Below are 23,534 nucleotides of genomic sequence, written 5' to 3' on the forward strand. Positions count from 1 at the left end.
ATTTATTCGTCATCAATCATTTGTAGGGGCGGGTTTAGGGATTAACATTGAATGCCTCACCAATCAATGAACAACTTGCACCCGCCCTCCCCACTGTTATGCATTTGAATTAGGTATTAGTAGCGAGCAAGATGCTCGCACTACAAGGATTGCGCCATTATTGACATTACGGTTTAAATGCCGAACAGCTTAGGACAACCCAACCTAATTTGGTAAAAGGCGACCCGATAAAATTGAGAGGATGGGTGTTGTTGATTTATGCAGCGGGTCGCCCCTACAATAGGTTATATTATTTCGGGTAAAATATTCTTAATAAAAATGATTTTAACCTTTATTTTTATAGGTTTGTAATTCTAGAAAATCATCAGGACATGATATAAATTTATTCGCCATCAATCATTTGTAGGGGCGGGTTTAGGGATTAAATTGAATGCCTCACCAATAAATGAACAACTTGCACCCGCCCTCCCCACCGATAAATTAACTATTGATATCCCGCCGCCTGTAGCGCAAATAACCGCGCATAACGTCCACCAAGTTCCACTAATTCCTCATGAGTTCCCTGTTCAATGATTTCTCCCCCCGCCATCACCACAATTTTATCTGCCATTCGTACTGTGGAGAAGCGATGAGAAATCAACACCACCATTTGATTCTGGGTAATCGTGCGGAAATGGTCAAAGACTCGTACCTCCGCTTCTGCATCCATAGCGGCTGTGGGTTCATCTAAGACTAAAATATCTGCACCTGTTCGCATAAAAGCACGAGATAGGGCTATTTTCTGCCATTGACCTCCAGAGAGTTCCTGTCCCCCCTTAAACCATCGCCCTAACTGGGTGCTAAATCCGTCTGGCATTGACTCAATAAACGACTTAGCCATGCCTTTCTCTGCTGCATTTTCCCAGCGGGTTTTATCTTGCAAATAGTCTACATCCCCGACGCCAACATTCTCGCCTACGGTAAATTGATAGCGGACAAAGTTCTGGAATATTACCCCAATCCGACGGCGTAGGGTATCAAGTTTCCATTCCTGTAAATCTACCCCATCTAACAAAATGCGCCCCGAATCCGGCGTATAGAGACGAGTTAATAGTTTAATCAACGTTGTCTTTCCTGACCCATTTTCGCCGACAATGGCTAACTTTTCTCCCGGTTTCAGGTGTAATTCAATCCCTTTTAGTGCCGGGGTTTGACTTCCAGGATAGGTAAAAAATACAGTCTCAAACCGAATCCCATCCCCCGGTTTTATTCCCTGAGTTGCTGTTCCCTGAGATTGGGGAACCTCTTGTTCCAGAAATTCGTAGAGGTTGGAAATATAGAGGTTATCTTCATACATACCGCCAACAGAGGTGAGTATGGCGGAAAAGGTAGATTGTCCTTGGCGAAATACGGTTAAATACATGGTCATATCGCCCAAGGAAATCCGACCAAAGATGGTTTCGATAACAATCCACGCATACGCCCCATAAAATGTCAGCGTACTCAGCAACCCTAACAAGTAACCCCAAAATCCTCGACGAACGGTCAAATCTCTATCTTCCCGGTAAAGGCGTCTGAAGGTGTCGCTGTAGCGTTGTAGCATGGTTGCGCCAAGCTGGTATAGCTGAATTTCCTTGGCGTAATCTTCTCTGGCAATTAAGGTTTCCAAGTAATGCTGCTGGCGGGTTTCTGGGGAACGCCACCGGAATAAGCGAAAGGCGACACCAGCAAAGCGCGTTTCGGCGATAAAGGGAGGAATGGCGGCGATGATTAATATCGCTACCGCCCAGGTTGAGAATTGCAGCAGTAATCCGCCAAAGGTGAGTAACGACAGACTATCCCGAACCAGTCCAAACGTTCGCGTCACTAGCGCCAGAGGACGACTGGAGGCTTCTCGCCGCGCCTGAGTCATTTTGTCGTAAAATTCGGAGTCCTCGAAGTGGGGTAAGTCTAAGGTTAAGGCTTTTTCTAGAATTAACACATTGACCCGTTGGGCTAATAATACCCGCAATAGCGACTGGCAAACCGTTTGACCGCGCTGACTTCCTGCCAGTATCATAACCGCGATCGCTTCTAATCCGACATAGCCTAACGTTAGCCACCGATGGGCGGCTAACCCTGACTGAGACGCCAATACCACGGTATCTACAATCAACTTGCCCAAGTATGCGATCGCGGCAGGTAATAATCCCGCGATAACGGTTAAAATTGCTAGCACCAGCGTTAGTCTGTGACTGGTTGTCCACACTAACCTCAAGGCGCGTCCACTATAGCGGAATACTGAAAGCGATTGACGAATATTCCGGATTAGAAATCTCAGCGAGTAGCGTTTCTTGCGTCGGTTCATTGTTTCTGGTAGACATTTTGCCAGCACTACTACGCAGTGTAGATCCTGATCCATTGTAGGGGCGGGTTTAGCCACTAACTTAACTTGTCACCGATAAATGAACAACTTGCGCCCGCCCTCCTCACTGATAAATGAACAACACAATTCCCCCTATCTGCCAATAAATAAACAACAAAACCCTCCCTGATTCGTAATTATAAATCGGTGTTATCGGCAATAAATATAGACATAAAAGAATTATCGTTTACTGATAAAAGTTAATATGATTAGCGATTACCTTTAAAAGTTCATCGGTTGTAAAAGGTTTTGCAAGATAACCATTTGCCCCACACTGCTGCCCTCGGTTCCTAACAACTTGGCTTTTTTCTGCTGAAATAAAGATAAAGGGTATAGTCCTAGTCTTTGAATCTTGACGTAAAGCTTTGAGAACTTCATACCCATCTAACTTTGGCATCCGAATATCGCACAAAATCAAATCAGGGACTAACTCTTTGGCTAAGAGTAAGCCCCTGCGAGAATCCCCAGTACCAATTGCCTGATACCCTTTTTCCTGTAAGACATTAAGGATAATGTCCCGCAAAATTTCTTCATCTTCAATGACTAAAATTGCAGCATTGTGTGTCACAGTTTTTCTCAAACGACCGTCTTATACAAAATCTATTAGGTTTTGGGGGGGTTAGCTTGACCAATGCCCAAGGATTCCTTACTATATTTCAACTGCTTCCACAATGACTGTACTTGCTCATAGGCTCGTTCAGAGGAAATCTTACCGCCAGTTTCTAGGGCAGAAATATAGGACACTTTCTGGGCAAACTCTTGCAAGTTGGCATTAAAGGCTAGATCCTCTGGGGTAAACTTGCCGTAATAGCGGCATCTAGGGTAAAGAAAGTTTTGTTTACTGACCTGTGCGGAATCGGATGATGTGGACTGTGCCATATCTTAGCCTCCTGTCTCATAATCTCTTACTTTCCATTATATTAACAAACACTTAACCTTGCCTTAACTATAAGTTAACTAAATGTTATATAATGATTCGATTTGAGTTATGAACATAGGAATGAGGAAAGGAAATAGGGAATAGTCAATAGGGAATAGTCAATAGGGAATAGAGAACAGGGAATAGAGAACAGGGAACAAATTATGTAGCTTGCTTCTCGCTTCCTTGAGTATGAAAAATGACAAAAGACGAATCACCTATGAACATTAGAATCATAACGTTCAATATCCGTTACGATAAGCCAGATCCCGATAACCAGGATTGGAGGATTCGGCGTGATGCGATCGCGGCGCTGATTCAGGAGTATCATCCAGATATCATTGGCACCCAAGAAGGCAAAGCCCACCAGCTACTTGACTTACATCGCCGTTTACCGAATTATCAAAGTATTGGGGGCGATCGCACGGGAACAGGGACAGGAGAACATTGTGCGATTTTCTATAACCAAGACCGTCTTAAATGCCTGGATAATGGCGATTTTTACTTAAGCGATACGCCTGATGTTGCTGGGAGTATCAGTCCTGAGTGGGGAAATCCTGCACCGCGAATGGCAACCTGGGCAGTCTTTAGTGTAGCGCAGGTGTCTAAAACAATCACCTGTTTTAATACCCATCTGGATTATACCAGTGCCAAAGCACGGGAACTGGGGGCAAAACTAATCCGCGATCGCATGATTCACTGCCATCCTGACAATACCTATCTTTTCCTAACCGGTGATTTTAATGCTGAACCCGGTAGCTTGCCACGGGAAATCTTATCTGATTCATCAACGAATTCTATGATTCTCCATGACGCTTTGGCGGGTGTTGAATTGGAAAAACAGCAGAGTATTCATGGGTTTACAGGTGAGGCGTTTGCGGCTGTTGATACGATTTATTACGATAGTCGCCTGAGACAAGAAACTGTGACGGTTGATAATAGGAAATGGCAAGGAATTTTTCCCTCTGATCATTTCCCAGTTATTGCTAATTTTGTTAATGATTAGGTACACTATGAATCACTTCAAGTCTTTTTTACCTAAGCGGTTGAGTAGAGGACGACCCGATCCAATTGAGTGGAATGGAATTTTTGATTAATGCCAGCGGGTCGCCCCTACAGGGTAATTTCGCGATCGCAGGAGGCTCAATTCCCTAAGACGCCCCGACTAATCCACTATGACGCAGTAACGGTTCCGTACTCGGTTCCCGTCCCCGGAATTGCTTGAATACCTCCATCGGTGGCACACCACCGCCTAATGCCAGTACCGTATCCCGATACCGCTTTCCTGTATCCGCCACGGCGGTTTCATTCTCTAAACCAACCTCCTCAAAGGCAGCAAAAGCATCGGCACTCAAGACTTCTGCCCATTTATAACTGTAATACCCAGCCGCATAGCCGCCCGCAAAGATATGGGAAAAGGCACAGAGGAAAGAATCTTCCGGTAAGGGTTGTAACACGGTGGTGGTTTTGGCAATCCGGTGACGGACATCACTGGCACTTTCCTCCCCACCGGGCTGATAACGGTGGTGCAGTTCGATATCCACTAAACTAAAGTGCAATTGCCGTAACATGGCACTACCACTCATGTAAGTCCGGGCTGCCAAGAGTTTCTGATAATAATGTTCTGGCAGGGATTCTCCCGTTTCGTAGTGCTTCGCCATACCCATCAGCGTGGGGCGATCGTAACACCAGTTTTCCATAAACTGGCTGGGCAATTCCACCGCATCCCATTCCACATTATTAATTCCGGCTGCACCAGCATAATCCACTCTGGTGAGCATGTGTTGCAACCCGTGACCAAACTCGTGGAATAGGGTTTCGACTTCACCAAAGGTCATTAAACTGGGTTTACCATCAATCGGTGGCGTTTGGTTGCAAACTAAATAGGCAACGGGTAGGCGCGTCGTCATTGTCCCGGCTTCCGTTAGTTTGGCACGCCCCACACAATCATCCATCCAAGCGCCCCCACGCTTCTCAGCGGGACGACTGTAGGGATCTAAATAGAAAAACGCGATCGCACTTCCTGTTTCATCGGTAACTTGGAAATAGCGGACATCTTCATGCCAGACGGGGGCTTGTCCATCCGCAGGCGTAATTGTTACCCCAAACAGTCGCTTGATTAAGCCAAACAAGCCATCCAGCACTTGAGGTAACGGAAAATAAGGACGCAATTCTTCAGCACTGAAGGCAAACTTTTCTTCCCGTTGACGTTCTGACCAAAAACTGATGTCCCAGTGTTTCAACTCATTGGCTTCGGGGACACCTTTAGCCGATGCAAATTCTTTCAACGCCTCTAAATCCTTAACCGCCGCATCGTAGCTCGCACCACGCAGTTCTTCCAGTAATCCCTCCACCGCCTCAACATTCGGTGCCATTTTGCTAGCAAGGCTTAATTCAGCATAACTGCTAAACCCTAGCAGCTTGGATTTTTCTTGACGCAGTTCTAAAATCCGTTCAATCAGGGGACTGTTATCCAACTCCCCAGAGGAGGCGCGGCTGACAAAAGCCTTATAGAGTTTCTCCCGCAAATCCCGACGGGTACTGTGTTGCATGAAGGGGATGTAACTGGGATAGTCCAGCGTGATCCGCCAGGGACCTGCTTCCGGAGTCGCCTTTTCTTCCCCGGCGGCGCGGGCGGCTTGAGCGGCTAAACTCTTTAAGCTAGGAGGTAAACCCTCTACCTCTTCTGGACGGGTTAGGGTCATGCTAAATGCCTTGGTTGCATCTAGGACATGGTTGGAGAACTTTGTCGATAGTTCCGCCAACTCCATCTGAATTTGATTGAAGCGCGATCGCACTTCTCCTTCAAGTCCCACACCCGACAGTTCAGCATCTCGAATGGCGGCTTCTACGATGCGTTTTTGGGCTGGCTCTAAGCTACGCCATTCATCCCCATCCTGCAAGGCTTTAAAGGCTTTGTATAAGGGTTGACTTTGGTTGAGTGTGTTGATGAATTGAACGACTTTGGGTTGAACCGTTTCATAAGCCTCACGCAGTTCCGGGCTATTTTTCACCCCCATCAAATGACTCACGATGCTCCAACTCCACCTGAGGCGTTCTGTCAATGTTTCTAGGGGTTCGACTAAACCGTCCCAGGTTGGTACTACCTTTTCCTCTAGGGCGGCTAATTCCTGCTCAAGTTCAGCTAATAGCTGTGTCATCGCAGGCACAATATGGTTTGGCTCAATCTGGTCAAAAGGGGGGAGTCCCTTTTCACGGCGTAATGGATTCTCAGTCATAGTTGGATTGGCAATCATGAGTCGTATCGGGTTACAAAATCAGACTAAAACAGCATGTAGTGGTGATACAAGGCAAGCCGCTATAGCCGCTTGCCTTGTATCAAACTAACGCCTGAAGCTTCCCTGGGGAAGCGGTGAGGCGCGAAAATTAAATAATTAGCAAGAATATTTTTTGACGTCAGTGATCCTTATCATCGTGAAGATTAATTTGAGTGGTAGAAGGCAAGGATTGAGTTTATGCGTGACCCAGCTAAAATAGAGCTTTGCAGTAAGCACTTTAGTGTTATAACGCATAGCTGGAGAGGGCTAAGGTTCCCTCACTACAAGCTTCCCTTAAATGCGTGGCAACTGAGCCGGGGCGGATTTAGCTAAATCTGGGTGAAGTCAGAAACGATAGTTGTGAAACCCGCCCCTACACACGCATCAGTACCCTAGTGCAAGAAGGCAGAAATAACTGAACAGCTAATATCTCCCCCCGCTTCCCCTGCTCCCTCTGCTCCCCCAGCTCCCCCAGCTCCCCCAGCTCCCTCTGCTCCCCCAGCTCCCCCAGCTCCCCCTCAACACAAGACTTATTCAGCCAACCCTACTGACGCTGGAATACTGATGAGAAACGTTCTTTAACTTGGCTGACAGTGGATTGAATCAAATTCCCTGGTGTTGCTTGGGGACGAGTTGCCACAACGATAGGTTCGTCTTTAAACTCTTTGAGTCGATAACCATATTCCAACTCGCTTTGGCGCTTCCGCAGTTTGGGGAATAGCCGAAATATTCCTTTGAGTAACTCCTCTTCTTGCTGAAATAACGCCTGGTTGATTTGACTGCTGCGATTCACTGCCATTGAGCCAGCCGGTAACCAGTTTTTCTCTCCCTTAATCCGGACATAGATATTGAATTCCGGTAATCCCGAGTTTTGCATTTCATCATACTTGCGGGAAGCGGCTGCCCGTTTGACTTTGTTTTTCTTGGCTTTCTGCTGTTTGGGTTGGACTTTGCCAAAGCCGAGTTGGGTGGTCATATTAAGTTCCTCTGATCGCGTCTTAACAAAAGTTTACATCATTCTCAGGAAACTTGTGCTGCCAACGTTTGCTGATGAGTCTGAAATGCAGACACCGCATATAGCACTACGCATTGAGGTTAGGACAATAAAATTGGGTGAAAAGGCAATAGGCAATAGAGAAAAGTCCTAACGTATCCCCGTAGCGCTATACAACAAAGGGCGCACGTCGGTGCGCCCCTACAGATAAAAATTTTTTAAGTTGAACCTAGGGAAGCTTAAGGAGTGGTTTCAGAAGTTGTGTCGTCCTCAGCTTTAGGTTCAGTCGTCTCATCAGACATGTCTTTATCTTCAGTCGCCTTGTCAGACATGTCTTTATCTTCAGTTGCCTTTTCCATGTCTCCCTTCTCTTCGACTGCCTTATCGGTTGCAGCAGGAGCAGCATCTTCAGTCGCTGCGTTATCAGGGTTAGCTGGCTCAGTTTCCTCGATAGTCGTACTATCATCCGTTTCTGGGGGAGCGCTACAACCTGTGGCTAATCCCAGACTCAAAAGTGAAGCGATGGCAAATGTAGTAAGGTATTTAACGGTCATAGTCACACCTTATTTGGTATCCTAATGGGTTAGGCTTGCCAGACAATTACTGGCTTAAATGCAATTAAAGCGCATAAAAGGGAATTTTGGTGAAAAATTTAGTATTTTCTCAAAGAATTACAAAAATTGTGGCGATTATGCCTCAAAATATATCTTTTTGTGCTAAATTATGTCATTTTAACGTCTGAAGAATCAAACTTAGCCTGCTTTTGCCAACCAACAGGATACACTCAGATTTTTTCTTCCTGCAGACTCAGACACTGGGAAAGTGATCCAGAATACATCAAAATGAAAATAAACCCATCTAAGTTGCATGAGCGAGAATGAACCGTTGGCAGTTTACTGAAGCCTTTGAGGGATTGACACCACGACGCAGGCAAGTGCTGAAATTGCTCTTGGCTGGCGTTTCGGATCAGGATATCGCTCAATCGTTACATATTGAAACATCAACGGTAAGAAAACACGTTGAGAATATCTGTTCAGCTTTTAGGCTGAGAAATGAGTTTCCTGATGAACGGCGTTCTAAACGAGGAGAGTTAATTGCGCTGTTCGCTAAATATCAACCTGAACTTGTAACCCGGCAAACCTTGAGTGTAACTCACCAAAAGTTATCTGAAGTTGTAGATGATAATAATCACAAGATAGTGAAACGCGAAGATACAGAAATTCGCGTGACGAGTGAAGTGAGATTAACGGTTAAGGATGTGTCCGATTCTCCACTTAACAACCGCGATATCTTTATCCTGATTGATCAGAGTGGTTCTATGGTGAGAAAGGATGAAGATACCGGAAAGCAAACTCGTTACGAGTATCTAGCGGAAGTTGTTGAAGGACATATTGCCGCCATTCTGTCAGTTGGTTCTGAATTCGGGAATAAAGCGGATGAAAAAATTGCCATGAAGCAGGGCTATCCGACTGACAATCGGGTCTCTGTTTACTTCTTCAGCAGGGAAAGGGTCAAACCCAAACCTATTGTGATTAACGATGCCTCTCAAGTTTGGAAGCTGTTCGTCAACAATAAACCCAAAACCAAAACCTTTGTTGTTCCGACTTTAAACCATTGTGTTAATACTTGGTTAACTGGAGGCAAACCTAATGATAAAGGAGCCTTTTTTATTATTTATACTGATGGTCAATTTGATGACGAAGAGCAATTTATTCAATGTATTACTTCAGTCTGTAGCAAAATAGAAAATCATAAAGATATCAAGTTTTTTGTTTTGGGATTAGGTAAAGATATTGATATTGAACATTTCCTGGCGCTAGACTTCAATGTCAATCAGACGATGAAATTTAATATTTTTGTTTTTGATTTGGTCAATGAAGTCGATGATATCATTGAGCTTTTAAAACGCCAGCTAACGGATGATCCCTATCTAGCGTTTCCGGATTGGGTCAGAATTCGTCATCCTGATTTAGTTGAGAAGGTGATTCAAGGGAACAGGGGTGATGGGGTGATGGGGTGATGGGGTGATGGGGGAGCTGGGGGAGCTGGGGAAGATGGGAAACAAAATTTCTATAGCCCATTACCCTGTTCCCTGTTCCCTAACAAATGATATAAGACATAAGACATAAGACGAATGACAAATAACAAATGACAAATCAACACACTCGACGTCCCATAATTACCAAATCACGCTCAATGTGACCCATATCCGCTATTTGAGGTAAATACCCCCAACGTTGGAAGCCATATTTTTGAAAGAGGTGTAGGCTGGGTTGGTTGTGAGCAAAAATTAATGCCACTAAGGTATTGAGTCCTAACTTAGGAGTCTGTTTGATAGCGCGTTGCAGCAATTGTTGTCCTATTCCTTGACGCCGAAAATCGGGAGACACGTAGACGCTAAGTTCAGCCGTTGCATGGTAGGCTGGGCGGACTAAGAAAGCCTGAAAACTGAGCCAACCAGCAATTTGACCTGTAGAATTGGATCGTTCATGGCAGTCCATGACCCAAAGAGGGTGGCTGTTTGGTTTATGTTCTTGATACCAACTGATACGACTTTCAACTGAGATAGGTTCTAGATCGGCGGTGGCAATGCGACTGGGAACAGCCGAATTGTAAATTTCCACGATCGCGGGCAAATCTACCTCAGTGGCATCACGGATATACATTAAGGCAGGATTAGGGCGACAAACCATAGAATATTAGTGCTAAAGGGTCATCAGTGATTAAACAGGCTTCTTTGTGTGGCACTATTGATTTTTCTGTTCACGCTTATCCTGATTATCTGGCAACTGCGAGGATTGGGCATCGGATTGGGTGCATTGACAGGGGGGATTTTTACTCTGGTTAGCGATGTGTCCTTAATGGACGAACTTAGAGTTAGTGCAACTGTTGGCAATACTATACTCACATTGATTGCCCTACTCATTTTGTGCCGGATTCTGGATGAAGCCGGGTTTTGGCGAGGGTTAGCGCTACAATTAACGGTTTTGGGGATAGGTCAAGGGCGTCTGCTTTTCCTTTTGTGCGGACTTTTGGGAGCATTGGGAACAATTGTTTTAACCAATGTGGGTATGGCATTAATCTGGATTTCTCCGGTGATGGAGATCCTTTGTTTACTACGCCTCAGGGCTAAAACCGTGTTCGCTGTTGTCTTTACGGTTAGTTTTATCACTGAAGCGGCTAGCTTATTGTTCCCTGTGAGCAATCCGGTCAACCTGCTTGCGGTAAACTATGGCGACATTTCAGGATTTCGCTATAGTCTGGTGATGACCCCGGTGACATTTGTCGCGATCGCAACCAGTTTAGCCAGCTTATGGTTCTACTTCCATCGAGACATTCCAGTCACATACAAACTTACTCACCTCCCGCCACCACGCCAAGCCATTCGTGATCCGTTGGTTTGTCGATGGGGTATGGTTATTTTAGCCAGTCTACCTCTGGCATACTGGATTGCCCAAGACCATGCTCTGCCGACTTGGATCGTGCCTGCGATCGCGGCGTTGATTCTGCTAGGATTGGCGAGACGGGGGTTTCTCCCAAATACCACACCGATTATTTCTGTGGGCAAAGTTTGGCAGGAAATTCCCTGGCAATTGATCGGGTTTAGCGTCCTGATGTATGGTGTCGTCCTCGGTTTAGCTCAAGTTGGCATGAGTCATGTCATCACCCATCAGCTAGACGCCCTCTCCAGTTGGGGGTTAACCCTGACAGCCATCGGCACAGGTTTTCTGGCTACTGGGCTGTCAAACCTATTTCACAATTTACCCACTGTGTTGCTGAATGCCGTAGCCATTTCCGACACAACCACTGAGCCAGCGATTCGGGAAATGATGGAGTACGCTAATGTGATTGGATGTACCCTGGGAGCAAAAATTACTCCTCTGGGTAGTTTATCAACGTTAATTTGGTTCAAGGTTTTAGCACGTAAAGGTTTGCGCCTGCATTGGTTTTACTATATTCGTCTTAGCCTGATTCTGACTTTACCGATTCTATTTCTCAGCTTGCTGAGTTTAGCCCTCTGGTTTCCCTGGCTAATTGTCTAAGGTTTGATTTGTCCTTTGTCTTTTATATCTAGAGAATCTATATTAGAGGATAAACTAGCAATAACGATCGAAAGGCTTTATCATACTCTAGGGTGTATCTGCTTGCCTGACCACAACAGCTTTTTCCAAAAAACAGAAAGACTTCAGACGTCAAGCTGTTATTGGGCTTTTCCAGATAATATAGCGACTCAGCCAAGTCGGTTTAGGTATTTGAGAGACCTGTAGTATCATTTTGAGTTTCTCTCACTCGCGCAATTGAGTCTCATCAATCAGGTAAGTAATAGATGATCATCCAAACGGCAGAACCCCCTATCCCTAAGTCTCAGGGAGATACAACACAAAAGCACCATGAGTTTTGTAGCAATCAAGACAAATTTTTAACCCTGACCCTTGATTTGTTTTTCATTGCCAGTCCTGATGGCTATTGGCAGCAAGTTAACCCGATGTGTGAGCGAATCCTGGGATATAGTAGCCAAGAATTTAAAGCCCGTCCCTGGATTGAATGGGTGCATCCAGAGGATCAGCAGATGACCTTGAAGCAACTGCAAAAGCTCAGGGACTGTGAGAAAATTGTCTCCTTTGAAAATCGCTACCGCTGCAAAGATGGCTCCTATAAGTGGCTGTTATGGAACATCACCTTATGTCACACGCAGAACCAAATTTATGCGGTTGCTCGTGATAACACCCAACGCCGGGAAGCTGAAGCCGCACACCGGGAAAGCGAAGAACGGTTTCGTTTATTAGTCGATGGCGTCAAAGACTACGCCATTATTATGCTCGATCCAGAGGGCAAGATTGTAAGCTGGAATCCGGGTGCCGAACGAATTAAACAATATCGCGCTACAGAAATCCTGGGTCAACATGTCCGTTGTTTTTATACCCCTGAGGATATCGCCCAGGGACAACCAGACAAATGCTTAAAAATAGCTGCACAGCAAGGTCGTATTGAAGAAGAAGGTTGGCGAGTGCGTAAGGATGGCTCAACATTCTTTGCTAATGTTGTGATTACTGCCTTACGGGGAGAAGACGGACAATTACGAGGCTTTGCTAGGGTAACGCGAGATATTACAGAACGCAAATTTGCTCAGGAAACCCTAAAACGAACGAATGATGAGTTAGAAAAACGAGTCGCTAACCGAACGGCTGAACTGTTGCAAATCAATGAGCGGCTGAAACAAGAGATTGCTCTGCACCAGCAAGCAGAAGTGGCGTTGGCAGAAGAAACTCACTACGTCACTGATTTATTACAGAAGCTGCAACAAGCTCAAACCAAGCTGATTCACACAGAAAAAATGTCAAGTTTGGGGCAAGTGGTTGCTGGAGTTGCTCATGAAATCAATAATCCTGTCAGTTTTATTTACGGCAATATCGATTACGCCATCTGTTATCTGCGCGATTTAATGCAGTTAGTCGAACTCTATGGCATTCACTATCCCCAACCCGTAGCCGATATTCAGAAACGAATCACAGAAATTGATCTAGATTTCTTGATGGCAGATATGCCAAAACTACTGAATTCAATGAAAGTCGGAGCTAACCGGATTCGGCAGGTGGTTTTGTCTCTACAAAAATTCCTCAAGGCTGACCAAACTGAAATGAAGTCCGCTGATCTTCATGAAGGACTTGAAAGTACTCTGTTGATTTTGCAACATCGCCTGAAACCTAGCGTTGAGCATCCCGAAATTACTGTGATTCAAGACTATGGCAAATTACCCCCAGTCGAATGTTATGCAGGGCAAATCAATCAAGTGTTTATGAATTTACTCACTAATGCTGTAGATGTATTGGAATCTTCAGGTAGAAAGACTCCTCATCAAATTAAACTTAGCACTGAGGTGCAGGATATTAGTATTGAGAAACCTGGAGTAAGTGATTGCCAAAAAATACCTCATGCTATAATTCGGATTGCCGATAATGGTCCTGGGATGAGTCCAGACGTCTGCCAAAAACTTTTTGATCCCTTTTATACTACCAAACCCCTGGGTAAAGGAACCGGATTGGGTCTATCGATTAGCTATCAAATTATTGTAGAAAACCATGGGGGTCAGTTAACTTGTCGGTCTCAACCCGGTGTCGGATCAGAGTTCATTATCGCTATTCCGATTAATCAAATAATCACCAAGCATCCTGAACTTTCTCTGACGCCAAGTTAAGAATTGGTCATTGGTCATTGGTCATTGGTCATTTGCTCCCCATCTTCCCCATCTTTATTATCTCTTTCATCCCTCATCCTTTATCCTTTCGCGTGGTTCCATAAGTGTAGCTTCAAACGGAATAACTCCTACTATTTCACTCCGAATAGAACGAGCGGCTTGTCGGGATAAATCTAGAGTTCTACCCGGAATATAAGGACCGCGATCATTAATGCGAACAATCACACTATGACCATTTTCTAAATTTTTGACCTTCAAATAGGTATCAAATGGTAAGGTGGGATGAGCCGCTGTCAGATCATGCTGATCGTAAATTTCCCCAGTAGCTGTGTACCGACCGTGAAAATAGGGTCCGTACCAAGATGCTATGCCTTCAATGGTACTTGATGTTTCAACTAAGTTGTACATCTGCTTTTGGGCGTCTGCCAAACTTAATGGCGATTGTCCTAACGCTAGACGCAAGTTATTTGCCCATTCAATTGCCAGAAGTTCTCGATGCTGATCTAAGTCTTTGGCTAAGGTATCATCTACTTTAAATAATACGCGATCGCCTGCTTTCACCACAGGTATTCCATCAGACAGGATAGCTCGTACCGATGAATTTATCTCAGATACATCTGATGAGTCACAGAACAACAGCGTGAGACTTTGCGCCATTTGTTCAGCCTGCTTTTGAGTCGGCAATTGGGCAATCGTTCGCCCTTTCACCACAACCTGGAATTGCTGCTGTTCAGCCGAATGTTCTAATTTATTACTCCTTTGGGTATATTGCAAGAAGCCCCGTTTCCCCCTTCTTACCTGACTCTTATTTCTGCCACGAGGTCGTGTTTGAGAGTGAGCGCTGATTACGACTATGGATTCAGCCGAGGTTTTTTCTTTAGATGCAACGGGTTGACCCCAAGAAAACAAATTCTCGATCATTTTCCAGATTTTCTGGGGTAGACTAGCGTTTGAGAGATGGTTGGTAGATGAATAATTTCCTAAAGCCGATGAGGAATCATGGCTAGGTTGGGATTTGCCCCCATCATCCAGGGAATCTGACTTTGCTGGACAAGTAACTGGTTGAGCAGTATCCCTGAATGGATGAGCTGCGACAGTAGCAGTCTGGGCGAATGGAAATGGTAAACTGCCTAAATCATTAGCTAATCCTGAATTGGCAAGTGCTGTTACTGAAGACTTGTTAGACCAGACGTTTGAATAAACTGGAGATGAAAAAAAAGGAGATATTGGTTGTTCGAGTGGGCTGTTAACAACGGATAAAACTTTAGTCGGCAAAGCATTGGTGATGTAGTCGGGTACTCTTAATAGACCCTGGCTGGATGCCAGCAAACAGCCTACCCATGATGTTGTCCAAATTAGTCCGAAAAATGGCATAATGTAAAATAATTCTGCTGTAGAATGCACTGTTATGACTCACACAGTCATTCAGTATACATAAATCTGTAGTTTTTCGATCCCTTTTAAGCAAAACTAATCTCTAGAGGCAGCAATGAACAAAATTTATTACTATGACTTATCAATAGGAAATTCTAATTGCTTTAATTGCAATTGATTAATTAATAAAACCTCAATAAATTAATTTTTATAATAAAAAAATTAATTTTGGCTTGAGTCAGTGATATTCGTCTTATATCATACTCGCTCCCGAAAAGAAGCAAGCTACGTCATTCGTCATTCGTTTACTTCCCCATCTCCCTCATCTCCCCCATCTCCCAGACGCGCCATGGCACGTCTCTACATTGCTCCCCCGCTCCCCGGCTTCCCCTGCGGCTTAGGCAATGCTAGGATGACATTTGCCACGTCTGGTGAGGTATTGATGGCAGAAACACTTTTCTTTAATGCGTTGCGTGCGGCTATTGATGAAGAAATGGCTCGTGATGACGCGGTATTCGTGCTTGGTGAAGATGTGGGTCACTACGGTGGCTCCTACAAAGTGACCAAGGATCTGTATAAAAAATACGGTGAACTGCGAGTTCTAGATACTCCCATTGCCGAAAATAGTTTTACGGGTTTAGCCGTGGGCGCAGCAATGACGGGGTTGCGACCGATTATTGAAGGCATGAATATGGGCTTTTTGCTCTTGGCATTTAACCAAATTGCCAATAATGCTGGGATGCTGCGTTACACGTCTGGCGGTAATTTCAAAATTCCCATGGTGATTCGTGGTCCCGGTGGGGTGGGGCGTCAACTGGGTGCGGAACATTCTCAACGCTTGGAAGCCTATTTTCAAGCGGTTCCGGGTTTAAAGATTGTCGCCTGCTCTACTCCTTACAATGGCAAGGGATTACTCAAAGCGGCGATTCGGGATGATAATCCGGTTTTGTTCTTTGAGCATGTTCTCCTTTATAACTTAAAAGAAGATTTGCCAGATCAGGAGTATGTCCTGCCTTTAGATAAAGCCGAGGTTGTCCGAGAGGGCGAAGATGTCACCATTCTCACCTACTCGCGGATGCGCCACCATGTCACCCAAGCGGTGAAGTCTCTAGAGAAAGAAGGGTTTGATCCAGAGGTGATTGACTTGATTTCTCTGAAGCCCTTGGATTTTGAAACCATTGGCGCATCGATTCGCAAAACCCATCGGGTGATTCTGGTGGAAGAATGCATGAAAACTGGTGGTATTGGGGCGGAGGTAACGGCATCAATCAATGATCGGTTCTTCGATGAATTGGATGCTCCTGTCTTGCGGCTCTCGTCTCAAGATATCCCCACTCCTTATAATGGCACTCTGGAAAGCCTGACCATTGTCCAACCCCAGCAGATTGCAGAGGGAGTAAAAAAGATGTTGGCACTACAGATTTAACTCAGATCTTGCACCACTCCCCTTAAACCGCCTTGGGTTTAAACCCAAGGCTAAAAGCTCAAGTCAGCTCAAGCTGACTGGATCGGGATTTCGCTCTACTCAGCGTGGACAGTAGCTCGCTTGTCAAGACGTTGAGTTCTTGGCGGATGGGGGGCTTACTGAAAATGGTGCAAGATATGAAAGAAACAGAGTTAAGATAGCATTTGTTGCGGCGGGTCACAGTTATGCAAAGACAGCGTTCGTTAGTAGCCCTGATTCTAGTCCTGATCATTCTGGCAATTGTGGTGCTGGTGAAGATTCCTCTTCAGCAGGGACTGGATTTGCGGGGTGGCGCACAACTGACAATTCAGGTGAAAACCACAGAGGAGATTACCGAAATTGCGCCAGATCAGTTGGAGGCTGTTAAAACTGTGGTGGATCGTCGAGTGAATGCTCTCGGTGTTTCTGAATCTCAGGTTCAAACTATTGGCTCCGACCAAATATTAGTACAACTCCCCGGTGTGAATGATCCGCAACAGGCGGAGCGGGTGCTAGGGGGAACCGCACAACTGGATTTCCGTAAGCAAATACCAGGTACAGAAGCCCAGCTTCAGATTGAGCAACAATTGCGTCAGCAACTGCTATTTGAGCAAGCCGCTCTACTGGAGAGTGAAGAGGGTGGTGATCAAGAGGAAGAGGCGATCGCAGAAAATCAAGCGGCTTTAGAACGCTCGAACGCCGCGATCGCACAATTGTTTGAGAAGACAAATGTAACTGGGAAAAACCTCAAAGATGCCTTCCCTCAAACCACCCAAGTTGGAAATGGTTGGGAAGTGGTGATCCGTTTTGATGCGGCGGGGGGACAAGGATTTGCTGAACTGACTAGAGACTTGGCGGGTACTGGGCGCAGTATTGGGATTTTCCTGGATGACTCTTTAATCAGCGCCCCCACGGTGGGTCCCGAATACGCGGAAACGGGGATTAGTGGCGGTAGTGCTGTGATTACTGGGAATTTTGATGTGCAACGGGCGAGTGACTTAGCCGCCCAACTCAAAGGGGGTTCGTTACCGTTACCCGTGGAAATCGTGGAAAATCGCACTGTCGGCGCTACCCTGGGACGAGATAGTATTCAAAGCAGCGTTTATGCTGCCATTGGCGGTTTAATTTTAGTGTTGCTGTTTATGGCAATCTACTATCGTCTCCCCGGTTTAATTGCTGATGTGGCGCTGAGTATCTACGCTCTACTCACCCTAGCCGCCTTTGCCCTGATTGGTGTGACGTTAACTCTACCAGGAATTGCTGGGTTTATTCTCAGTATTGGTATGGCGGTAGATGCGAATGTGCTAATTTTTGAACGGACGCGAGAAGAGTTACGTGAGGGGAAAACCCTCTATCGCTCTGTCGAATCTGGTTTTTATCGAGCATTCTCCAGTATTTTAGACTCGAACCTAACCACGTTAATTGCGTGTGCGGCTCTATTTTGGCTAGGGTCAGGTTTAGTTAAAGGCTTTGCCGTTACCCTAGGGATTGGAGTGGTAATCAGTATGTTTACAGCCCTTACCTGTACTCGCACGTTTATGTTGTTGTTGGTTTTAAGCTTTCCTGGGGTGCGCCAGAAGCCGCAACTGTTCTGTCCGAATCTGTCACCGTCTCAGTGATGGGGTGATGGGGTGATGGGGTGATGGGGTGATGAGGGAGCAGAGGGAGCTGGGGAAGCTGGGGAAGCTGGGGAAGCTGGGGAAGCTGGGGGAGTCATGTAGAGAGATGCCATGACATCTGTGTGTAGGGGCGGGTTTAGGGACTAATATTGATTGTTATCGCTAGCTTGGCGGCAAAACCCGCCCCGACCAAATGACGAATGACGAATAACAAATGACGAATAACAAATGACGAATAACAAATGACGAATGACGAATGACGAATAACGAATGACGAATGACAAATGACGAATGACAAATGACCAAATTTAGTGTAATCAAACAGCGATCGCTCTGGTGGAGCATTTCCGCCGTAATCATCCTGGCTGGTATCGCTTCCATGGCGATTTCTACGGCACAGCTAGGAGCGCCTCTGCGTCCTGGTCTTGATTTTGTTGGCGGGACACGCCTGCAAGTTGAACTCGATTGTACTGTACCCGGTAACTGCGACGAACCGATAGAGCTGGCAGAGGTGCGCGAGGTTCTCAATGAACAGGAGCTGGGTAATAGTACGATTCAGCGTATCGGTGCTGCACAACAAGGGTTGACGATTCGGACGAAAACGTTAGATGTTGAACAGCGCAGTCAGTTACAAAAAGCCCTAAGTGAAAGGATTGGGGAATTCGATCCAGCCGCGACTCAAATTGATACGGTAGGTCCAATCATCGGACAACAGTTATTTACATCCGGTTTACTGGCATTACTTGTCTCCTTTGCTGGGATTCTGGTTTACCTCTCGTTCCGGTTTCAGTTTGACTATGCTTTTTTGGCGTTTATCGCTTTACTTCACGATGTCTTGGTCACGTTGGGCATTTTCTCTATTTTGGGTTTAGTCCAAGGGGTAGAGGTTGATAGCCTTTTTGTCGTCGCTCTATTGACAATTATTGGATTTTCTGTTAATGATACCGTAGTTATTTACGATCGCATCCGGGAGGTCATTGCCAAGCATCCCGACCAACATATTGATCAAATAGTTGATGATGCGATTAATCAAACCCTTACCCGGTCAATTAATACCACGTTAACTACGGTATTAACGTTGGTGTCTATTTTCTTGTTTGGCGGAGAAACGTTAAAATATTTTGCCCTAGCCCTAATTGTAGGGTTTATCGCTGGTGCATATTCGAGTATTTTTGTTGCCAGTACCCTATTAGCATTCTGGAGAGAACGCACGGGTCAAACCAAAGCCACCCAGGTTATCGAAGCTGAATTTTTGGACAAAGCATAATTGGAATTGTCTTTAATTATAATGGAGCCGTCAGACACTCAGACTTCTCACAACACTCCAGATCACCTTGAGCCGACAATAAAGGTGAAAGTTCAGCGCCTGCATCAACTGACGGTGTATGGTCGTTGGTTATTCGTGGGTATTCTTTGGATTAGTGTTGCTCCGCTGAGTCTTTGGGGTTGGCGTTATGAGTTATTGTTGTTGCAAGAGCATTTTACCTGGTCAGGTTTACGATATAGTATTGCATTTAACCGTCTGCCTATTTTGGGATTAGCTATCTGTATTGGGATGACGACGGCGGTTTTAGTTTGGCAAAGTCGCAACATTTTATTTGGAATTCCGTCCGCCGAAAAACAACGCTTGGCGCATCAGGTGCGTCGGATATGTCATCAAGGTCCGAGTCATCCGCTGTGGAAATGGGTTTGCGATCGCGGTTAAGTTTGTCATTCGTCATTTGTCAAAGAACAGGGAACAGGGAAGGTAGAGTTTTGAGTTAACTCACAACTTCCCCAGCTCCCCCAGCTCCCTCTGCTCCCTCTGCTTCCCCAGCTCCCCCAGCTTCCCCAGCTCCCCCAGCTCCCTTGCTTCCCCAGCTTCCCCAGCTCCCTCTGCTTCCCCAGCTCCCTCTGCTTCCCCAGCTCCCCCAGCTCCCCCAGCTCCCTCTGCTCTCCATCATCCCATCACCCACTAAACTGTTTCAACGCTCCCGATACCATCATTGTGGCTTCGGTTGTGGATATACTTAAACCAGTCATTTCCAGTGCAGGTAAAGCCGCTCTCAATTCAAATTTGAACTGAGCATTCTTGAGTTGAAATAGGGGAACAATTTGCTCTACGAGTTGAATCTCAAAGATTTGTTCGAGTTGTGCGCTATCCAAGACGCCGTTACTTTTGAGCCATAATCCCAAGGGTTGGTGATTCAGGGAGCAACGCTGTAATAATTTGCTTAAGACGCGATCGCTTACCCATTGATCCCGTCGAATCAGGGATATCAAACCCTTTCCATCAAACCGATTAGCGGCGGCGACTATTCGACCTTGAGCTATCCAGATGTAGTGATTGGGAAAGTGTTGAATTTGTAGAGACGAGTTGATCTGCTTTGGTTTTGCTACAGGTGGTAACCTTTGTTCAAAACTCGTCCTGACTGATTCTTGAGACGTTCCATGGCGCGTCTTGAGGGTTGACGCCATATCTTCCTCATTTCCTGTGTTTCCTCTAACGCCTACATTGACATTGGATTGCAAGTTTGTATCCGATGCGAAACGGACACCGATGAAGGGATGAATCGCTAGTACACCTGTTTTATTCCCTTTCTCAAGCCACTGAAAAATCGCTGGTAGAGAAAAATCAGTTAACGTGCCTTGAGTACCCATAATTTTAACCCTGATAATCAGCAAAAGTAAAGTAAAACTTTGAACCATAACCGAGTTAAGATTCTACCCTAAGTTTACCACGATGATTGTCCACTCTTGTCTGACACAGGGTTAAACCAATTTCCATTCTTGGATACTCCTGTTTGCTATACAGGCGTTGAAAAATTTGGGAAATCTGGCGGCTACGTCTCGGAGCAATTTCTATTCCATTATCCCTGACCGAAAACACCCATTCATCGTCCTGGTAAACGGCGCTAATATAAATTAGCGGTGTATCCTGTGAGCGGTATTTTATGCCGTTTTTAAAATAAATAATAACTACAGTTATTGAATAGTTATTGCCCTAACAAGGGGTAAATTGCTGTGAGTATATTCAAAAAAGTGGTTTTGTTTTTTAGTTGAGATAAAAAGAAAACTCTGTCACGTTTTCAGTATACTGCTCCCCTTCTACCTTATCTGTTGGATAATGTCCTATAATTTCCGCTCTGGTGTTCAGAATGAACCAAAATAGACATTTTTGTTGGAAAATGTTGGTTTTTGGCACTCTGTCCCTTAAAATAAACTTAAAGCGACTGAGTTAATCCAACACATAATGATACTCAATGAATAGTATAGAAGCGCTAGCTGTCCTGAGTTCGATGCTTCGTGAGCCGCCACTGAGTAACATTCAAGAACAAGTCTTTCATTTGACTTGGCAAGGGTTAACCTATACGGAAATTTCGGCTAACATCGGATATGAAGAGAGTTATATTCGAGATGTTGGTGCTAAACTTTGGCAACGCCTTTCTCAGATTGTTGGAGAAAAAGTAACTAAAAATAATATCAATACTGTCTTTGAGTACTATATTATCAACGGAACAAAAGATATTTCAGCCCAACCTCCTCTAGCCAACTTCAGCAATACTATGTTAAACCAAACCAGAACACCAGATCGGTTAGAATTCCCTGGTAGTCCTCTGCCACTTAACTCCGAATTTTACATCAATCGCCCCCCTGTCGAAGAAATCGCTTACGCGGAAATTGGCATACCTGGCAGTATCATTCGTATCAAAGCACCCTCAAAGATGGGAAAAAGTTCTCTGCTGCAACGGATTATTGCTCACGCTAAGGCGCAAGGATTCCACACAGTTAATCTTGACTTTCAACAAGCTGATGAAAGTGTTTTTATCAACCTGGATAAATTTCTGCGCTGGTTCTGCGCTAATGTCGCTCGGCAGTTGCAGCTCCCACCTAATCTGGATGACTATTGGGATGAAGATATTGGTAGCAAAGTTAGCTGTACCTTCTATTTTCAAGGATATCTGCTAGAGCAAATTGACACGCCGATTCTGCTGACATTGAATGAAGTTAATCGGCTGTTAGAGTATGACACAATTGCCAGGGACTTTCTACCATTACTGCGTTCCTGGCATGAAGAAGCCCAACTGGATGAGGGGTTTGAGCAACTGCGCTTTGTTGTGGTGCATTCGACGGAAATTTATACATCATTAAATATTAATCAATCTCCCTTTAATGTGGGACTACCCTTGGTTTTGTCGGAGTTAACGTTAGAGCAAGTACAGGAGTTAGCCCGTCGTTATGAACTCGATGGGATGGATGAGTCTCAAGTCGCCGACTTAATGGCAATGGTGGGAGGACATCCTTATCTAATTCAACTGGCATTTTATCACCTGCGTTACGCGGATCTTACCTTGGCACAGTTATTAGAAGAAGCACCAACCCTAGCGGGAGTTTATAGTCATCATTTGCGGCATCAATTCGCCACGGTGGAAAAGAATCCGGAGTTAGTGGCGGCGTTGCAACAGGTGGTGATGGCAACAGAGAGCGTGCGTTTAGACGCGATCGCGGCGTATAAGTTAGAGAGTATGGGGTTGATAAAACTACAGGGAAATCAGGCGACAATCCGATGTAAGTTATATCGGCTTTATTTGAGGGAACAACTCTCCCTGGAATCGCCAACTGATCCGCGTATTGGACAGTTAGAGCAAGAGAATCAACAGTTAAAGTATTTATCAAAAATTGATGACTTAACCAAGCTGGCGAATCGTCGCACCTTTGACGATCACCTCGCCCAAGAATGGCAGAAATTAGCGGAAGAAAAGGTTCCCCTGGCATTGATTTTAGCGGATATCGACTTTTTCAAATTGTTTAACGATGCGTTTGGTCATCTGACGGGAGACTTTTGTTTAGAGCAAATCGCCCAAGCGATTCGGGAGTGCGTTAAGCATTCAGGGGCTTTAGTTGCTCGTTTTGGTGGGGAGGAATTTGCCATAATTATGCCGCAAATAAATGGAGAGCAAGCGGTACAATTAGCAGAGCAAATCCGAGAACGTGTCAAAGCCTTAAATATTTCCCATGATCCCTATCGGATGTGCGGATATTCCTCAATTATCACCCTGAGTTTAGGGGTTGCTTCAATGATTCCCCATCCAGATGATGATCCATTAAAGCTGGTGCAGGCGGCTGATGAAGCACTATTTGAGTCAAAACGACAGGGGCGCGATCGCGTGACGATCCGGTAAGAGGTTCCGGTGGAACGTCTGTCAATTAATTGTAGGGGCGTGTAGGGGCGGGTTTAGCCACTCAATCTTGAATCCCACCGATAATGTATGTAGCAAAACCCGCCCTGACTAACATCAAAGACAAGACGTAGAAGGGCGGGTTTTGAATAAATCTTGATCATCAAT

Annotated in this window: 19 protein-coding genes; 9 read left to right on the forward strand and 10 right to left on the reverse strand. The window is 45.3% G+C overall.

The window, feature by feature from the left end:
• Positions 1-484: 484 nt before the first annotated feature.
• The 3 genes from RH949_RS27160 to RH949_RS27170 all read right to left on the reverse strand — a co-directional run bounded on the left by RH949_RS27160 (position 485) and on the right by RH949_RS27170 (position 3,262).
• Positions 485-2,326, reverse strand: coding sequence for an ABC transporter ATP-binding protein (locus RH949_RS27160; protein WP_446357533.1), 1,842 nt, complete (start codon positions 2,324-2,326; stop codon positions 485-487).
• Positions 2,327-2,570: 244 nt separating this feature from the next.
• Entirely contained in the window at positions 2,571-2,951 is a 381-nt protein-coding gene (locus RH949_RS27165; RefSeq protein WP_006099758.1) for a response regulator, read from the reverse strand.
• A 35-nt stretch (positions 2,952-2,986) separates the two neighbouring features.
• Complete coding sequence (locus tag RH949_RS27170; protein WP_006099757.1) at positions 2,987-3,262, reverse strand: DUF7219 family protein; 276 nt, start codon at positions 3,260-3,262, stop codon at positions 2,987-2,989.
• Between the two features lie 260 nt (positions 3,263-3,522).
• On the opposite strand from RH949_RS27170, the gene RH949_RS27175 reads away from it, so the two are divergent.
• Positions 3,523-4,308: an endonuclease/exonuclease/phosphatase family protein gene (locus RH949_RS27175; RefSeq protein ID WP_446357536.1), complete on the forward strand. Its 786-nt coding sequence runs from the start codon at positions 3,523-3,525 to the stop codon at positions 4,306-4,308.
• 145 nt (positions 4,309-4,453) lie between these two features.
• On the opposite strand, the gene RH949_RS27180 is transcribed toward RH949_RS27175, so the two are convergent.
• The 3 genes from RH949_RS27180 to RH949_RS27190 all read right to left on the reverse strand — a co-directional run bounded on the left by RH949_RS27180 (position 4,454) and on the right by RH949_RS27190 (position 8,128).
• Complete coding sequence (locus RH949_RS27180; RefSeq protein ID WP_446357538.1) at positions 4,454-6,559, reverse strand: M3 family metallopeptidase; 2,106 nt, start codon at positions 6,557-6,559, stop codon at positions 4,454-4,456.
• Between the two features lie 565 nt (positions 6,560-7,124).
• Complete coding sequence (locus tag RH949_RS27185; protein ID WP_446357540.1) at positions 7,125-7,556, reverse strand: HHL1-like protein; 432 nt, start codon at positions 7,554-7,556, stop codon at positions 7,125-7,127.
• A 257-nt stretch (positions 7,557-7,813) separates the two neighbouring features.
• Positions 7,814-8,128, reverse strand: a complete 315-nt coding sequence (locus RH949_RS27190) for a hypothetical protein (protein ID WP_446357542.1) — start codon at positions 8,126-8,128, stop codon at positions 7,814-7,816.
• Positions 8,129-8,451: 323 nt separating this feature from the next.
• On the opposite strand from RH949_RS27190, the gene RH949_RS27195 reads away from it, so the two are divergent.
• Entirely contained in the window at positions 8,452-9,594 is a 1,143-nt protein-coding gene (locus tag RH949_RS27195; protein WP_446357544.1) for a LuxR C-terminal-related transcriptional regulator, read from the forward strand.
• Between the two features lie 136 nt (positions 9,595-9,730).
• On the opposite strand, the gene RH949_RS27200 is transcribed toward RH949_RS27195, so the two are convergent.
• Positions 9,731-10,267 (reverse strand): GNAT family N-acetyltransferase, encoded by a 537-nt coding sequence (locus tag RH949_RS27200; RefSeq protein WP_006099898.1) that lies wholly within the window; start codon positions 10,265-10,267, stop codon positions 9,731-9,733.
• A gap of 48 nt (positions 10,268-10,315) precedes the next feature.
• Between RH949_RS27200 and RH949_RS27205 the strand changes: the two genes are divergently transcribed.
• Positions 10,316-11,617, forward strand: coding sequence for an ArsB/NhaD family transporter (locus RH949_RS27205; protein ID WP_446357547.1), 1,302 nt, complete (start codon positions 10,316-10,318; stop codon positions 11,615-11,617).
• Between the two features lie 284 nt (positions 11,618-11,901).
• Positions 11,902-13,770, forward strand: a complete 1,869-nt coding sequence (locus RH949_RS27210) for a PAS domain-containing sensor histidine kinase (protein WP_446357549.1) — start codon at positions 11,902-11,904, stop codon at positions 13,768-13,770.
• Between the two features lie 66 nt (positions 13,771-13,836).
• Here RH949_RS27210 and RH949_RS27215 read toward each other — a convergent pair whose 3' ends face one another.
• Complete coding sequence (locus RH949_RS27215; protein WP_446357551.1) at positions 13,837-15,174, reverse strand: septal ring lytic transglycosylase RlpA family protein; 1,338 nt, start codon at positions 15,172-15,174, stop codon at positions 13,837-13,839.
• Positions 15,175-15,586: 412 nt separating this feature from the next.
• Between RH949_RS27215 and RH949_RS27220 the strand changes: the two genes are divergently transcribed.
• The 4 genes from RH949_RS27220 (at position 15,587) to RH949_RS27235 (ending at position 19,912) form a co-directional block, all read left to right on the forward strand.
• The gene (locus tag RH949_RS27220) at positions 15,587-16,570 is read left to right on the forward strand and encodes an alpha-ketoacid dehydrogenase subunit beta (RefSeq protein ID WP_044206052.1); all 984 of its coding nucleotides are present in this window, start codon (positions 15,587-15,589) and stop codon (positions 16,568-16,570) included.
• Positions 16,571-16,794: 224 nt separating this feature from the next.
• Positions 16,795-18,207, forward strand: a complete 1,413-nt coding sequence (gene secD / locus RH949_RS27225; protein ID WP_446357553.1) for a protein translocase subunit SecD — start codon at positions 16,795-16,797, stop codon at positions 18,205-18,207.
• A gap of 298 nt (positions 18,208-18,505) precedes the next feature.
• Positions 18,506-19,474: a protein translocase subunit SecF gene (gene secF / locus RH949_RS27230; RefSeq protein ID WP_446357555.1), complete on the forward strand. Its 969-nt coding sequence runs from the start codon at positions 18,506-18,508 to the stop codon at positions 19,472-19,474.
• A gap of 21 nt (positions 19,475-19,495) precedes the next feature.
• A complete protein-coding gene (locus RH949_RS27235; RefSeq protein WP_446357557.1) occupies positions 19,496-19,912 on the forward strand; it encodes a hypothetical protein in 417 nt (138 codons plus the stop codon).
• Between the two features lie 242 nt (positions 19,913-20,154).
• On the opposite strand, the gene RH949_RS27240 is transcribed toward RH949_RS27235, so the two are convergent.
• Positions 20,155-20,895 (reverse strand): DUF4388 domain-containing protein, encoded by a 741-nt coding sequence (locus RH949_RS27240; protein WP_446357559.1) that lies wholly within the window; start codon positions 20,893-20,895, stop codon positions 20,155-20,157.
• A 7-nt stretch (positions 20,896-20,902) separates the two neighbouring features.
• Positions 20,903-21,175 carry an ATP-binding protein gene (locus tag RH949_RS27245; protein ID WP_446357586.1) on the reverse strand — a complete coding sequence of 91 codons (273 nt, stop codon included), beginning with the start codon at positions 21,173-21,175 and terminating at the stop codon, positions 20,903-20,905.
• 274 nt (positions 21,176-21,449) lie between these two features.
• On the opposite strand from RH949_RS27245, the gene RH949_RS27250 reads away from it, so the two are divergent.
• Positions 21,450-23,369 carry an AAA-like domain-containing protein gene (locus RH949_RS27250; protein WP_446357561.1) on the forward strand — a complete coding sequence of 640 codons (1,920 nt, stop codon included), beginning with the start codon at positions 21,450-21,452 and terminating at the stop codon, positions 23,367-23,369.
• Positions 23,370-23,534 lie beyond the last annotated feature (165 nt).

This window comes from Coleofasciculus sp. A1-SPW-01 (assembly GCF_040217205.1).
Taxonomy (GTDB): domain Bacteria; phylum Cyanobacteriota; class Cyanobacteriia; order Cyanobacteriales; family Coleofasciculaceae; genus Coleofasciculus; species Coleofasciculus chthonoplastes_A.

Coding starts and splice junctions, on each gene's coding strand:
- RH949_RS27160 (WP_446357533.1), bottom strand. CDS start 2,326: ATGAACCGACGCAAGAAACGCTACTCGCTGAGATTTCTAATCCGGAAT.
- RH949_RS27170 (WP_006099757.1), bottom strand. CDS start 3,262: ATGGCACAGTCCACATCATCCGATTCCGCACAGGTCAGTAAACAAAAC.
- RH949_RS27175 (WP_446357536.1), top strand. CDS start 3,523: ATGAACATTAGAATCATAACGTTCAATATCCGTTACGATAAGCCAGAT.
- RH949_RS27180 (WP_446357538.1), bottom strand. CDS start 6,559: ATGATTGCCAATCCAACTATGACTGAGAATCCATTACGCCGTGAAAAG.
- RH949_RS27185 (WP_446357540.1), bottom strand. CDS start 7,556: ATGACCACCCAACTCGGCTTTGGCAAAGTCCAACCCAAACAGCAGAAA.
- RH949_RS27190 (WP_446357542.1), bottom strand. CDS start 8,128: ATGACCGTTAAATACCTTACTACATTTGCCATCGCTTCACTTTTGAGT.
- RH949_RS27195 (WP_446357544.1), top strand. CDS start 8,452: ATGAACCGTTGGCAGTTTACTGAAGCCTTTGAGGGATTGACACCACGA.
- RH949_RS27200 (WP_006099898.1), bottom strand. CDS start 10,267: ATGGTTTGTCGCCCTAATCCTGCCTTAATGTATATCCGTGATGCCACT.
- RH949_RS27210 (WP_446357549.1), top strand. CDS start 11,902: ATGATCATCCAAACGGCAGAACCCCCTATCCCTAAGTCTCAGGGAGAT.
- RH949_RS27220 (WP_044206052.1), top strand. CDS start 15,587: ATGGCAGAAACACTTTTCTTTAATGCGTTGCGTGCGGCTATTGATGAA.
- secD (WP_446357553.1), top strand. CDS start 16,795: ATGCAAAGACAGCGTTCGTTAGTAGCCCTGATTCTAGTCCTGATCATT.
- secF (WP_446357555.1), top strand. CDS start 18,506: ATGACCAAATTTAGTGTAATCAAACAGCGATCGCTCTGGTGGAGCATT.
- RH949_RS27235 (WP_446357557.1), top strand. CDS start 19,496: ATGGAGCCGTCAGACACTCAGACTTCTCACAACACTCCAGATCACCTT.
- RH949_RS27240 (WP_446357559.1), bottom strand. CDS start 20,895: ATGGTTCAAAGTTTTACTTTACTTTTGCTGATTATCAGGGTTAAAATT.
- RH949_RS27250 (WP_446357561.1), top strand. CDS start 21,450: ATGAATAGTATAGAAGCGCTAGCTGTCCTGAGTTCGATGCTTCGTGAG.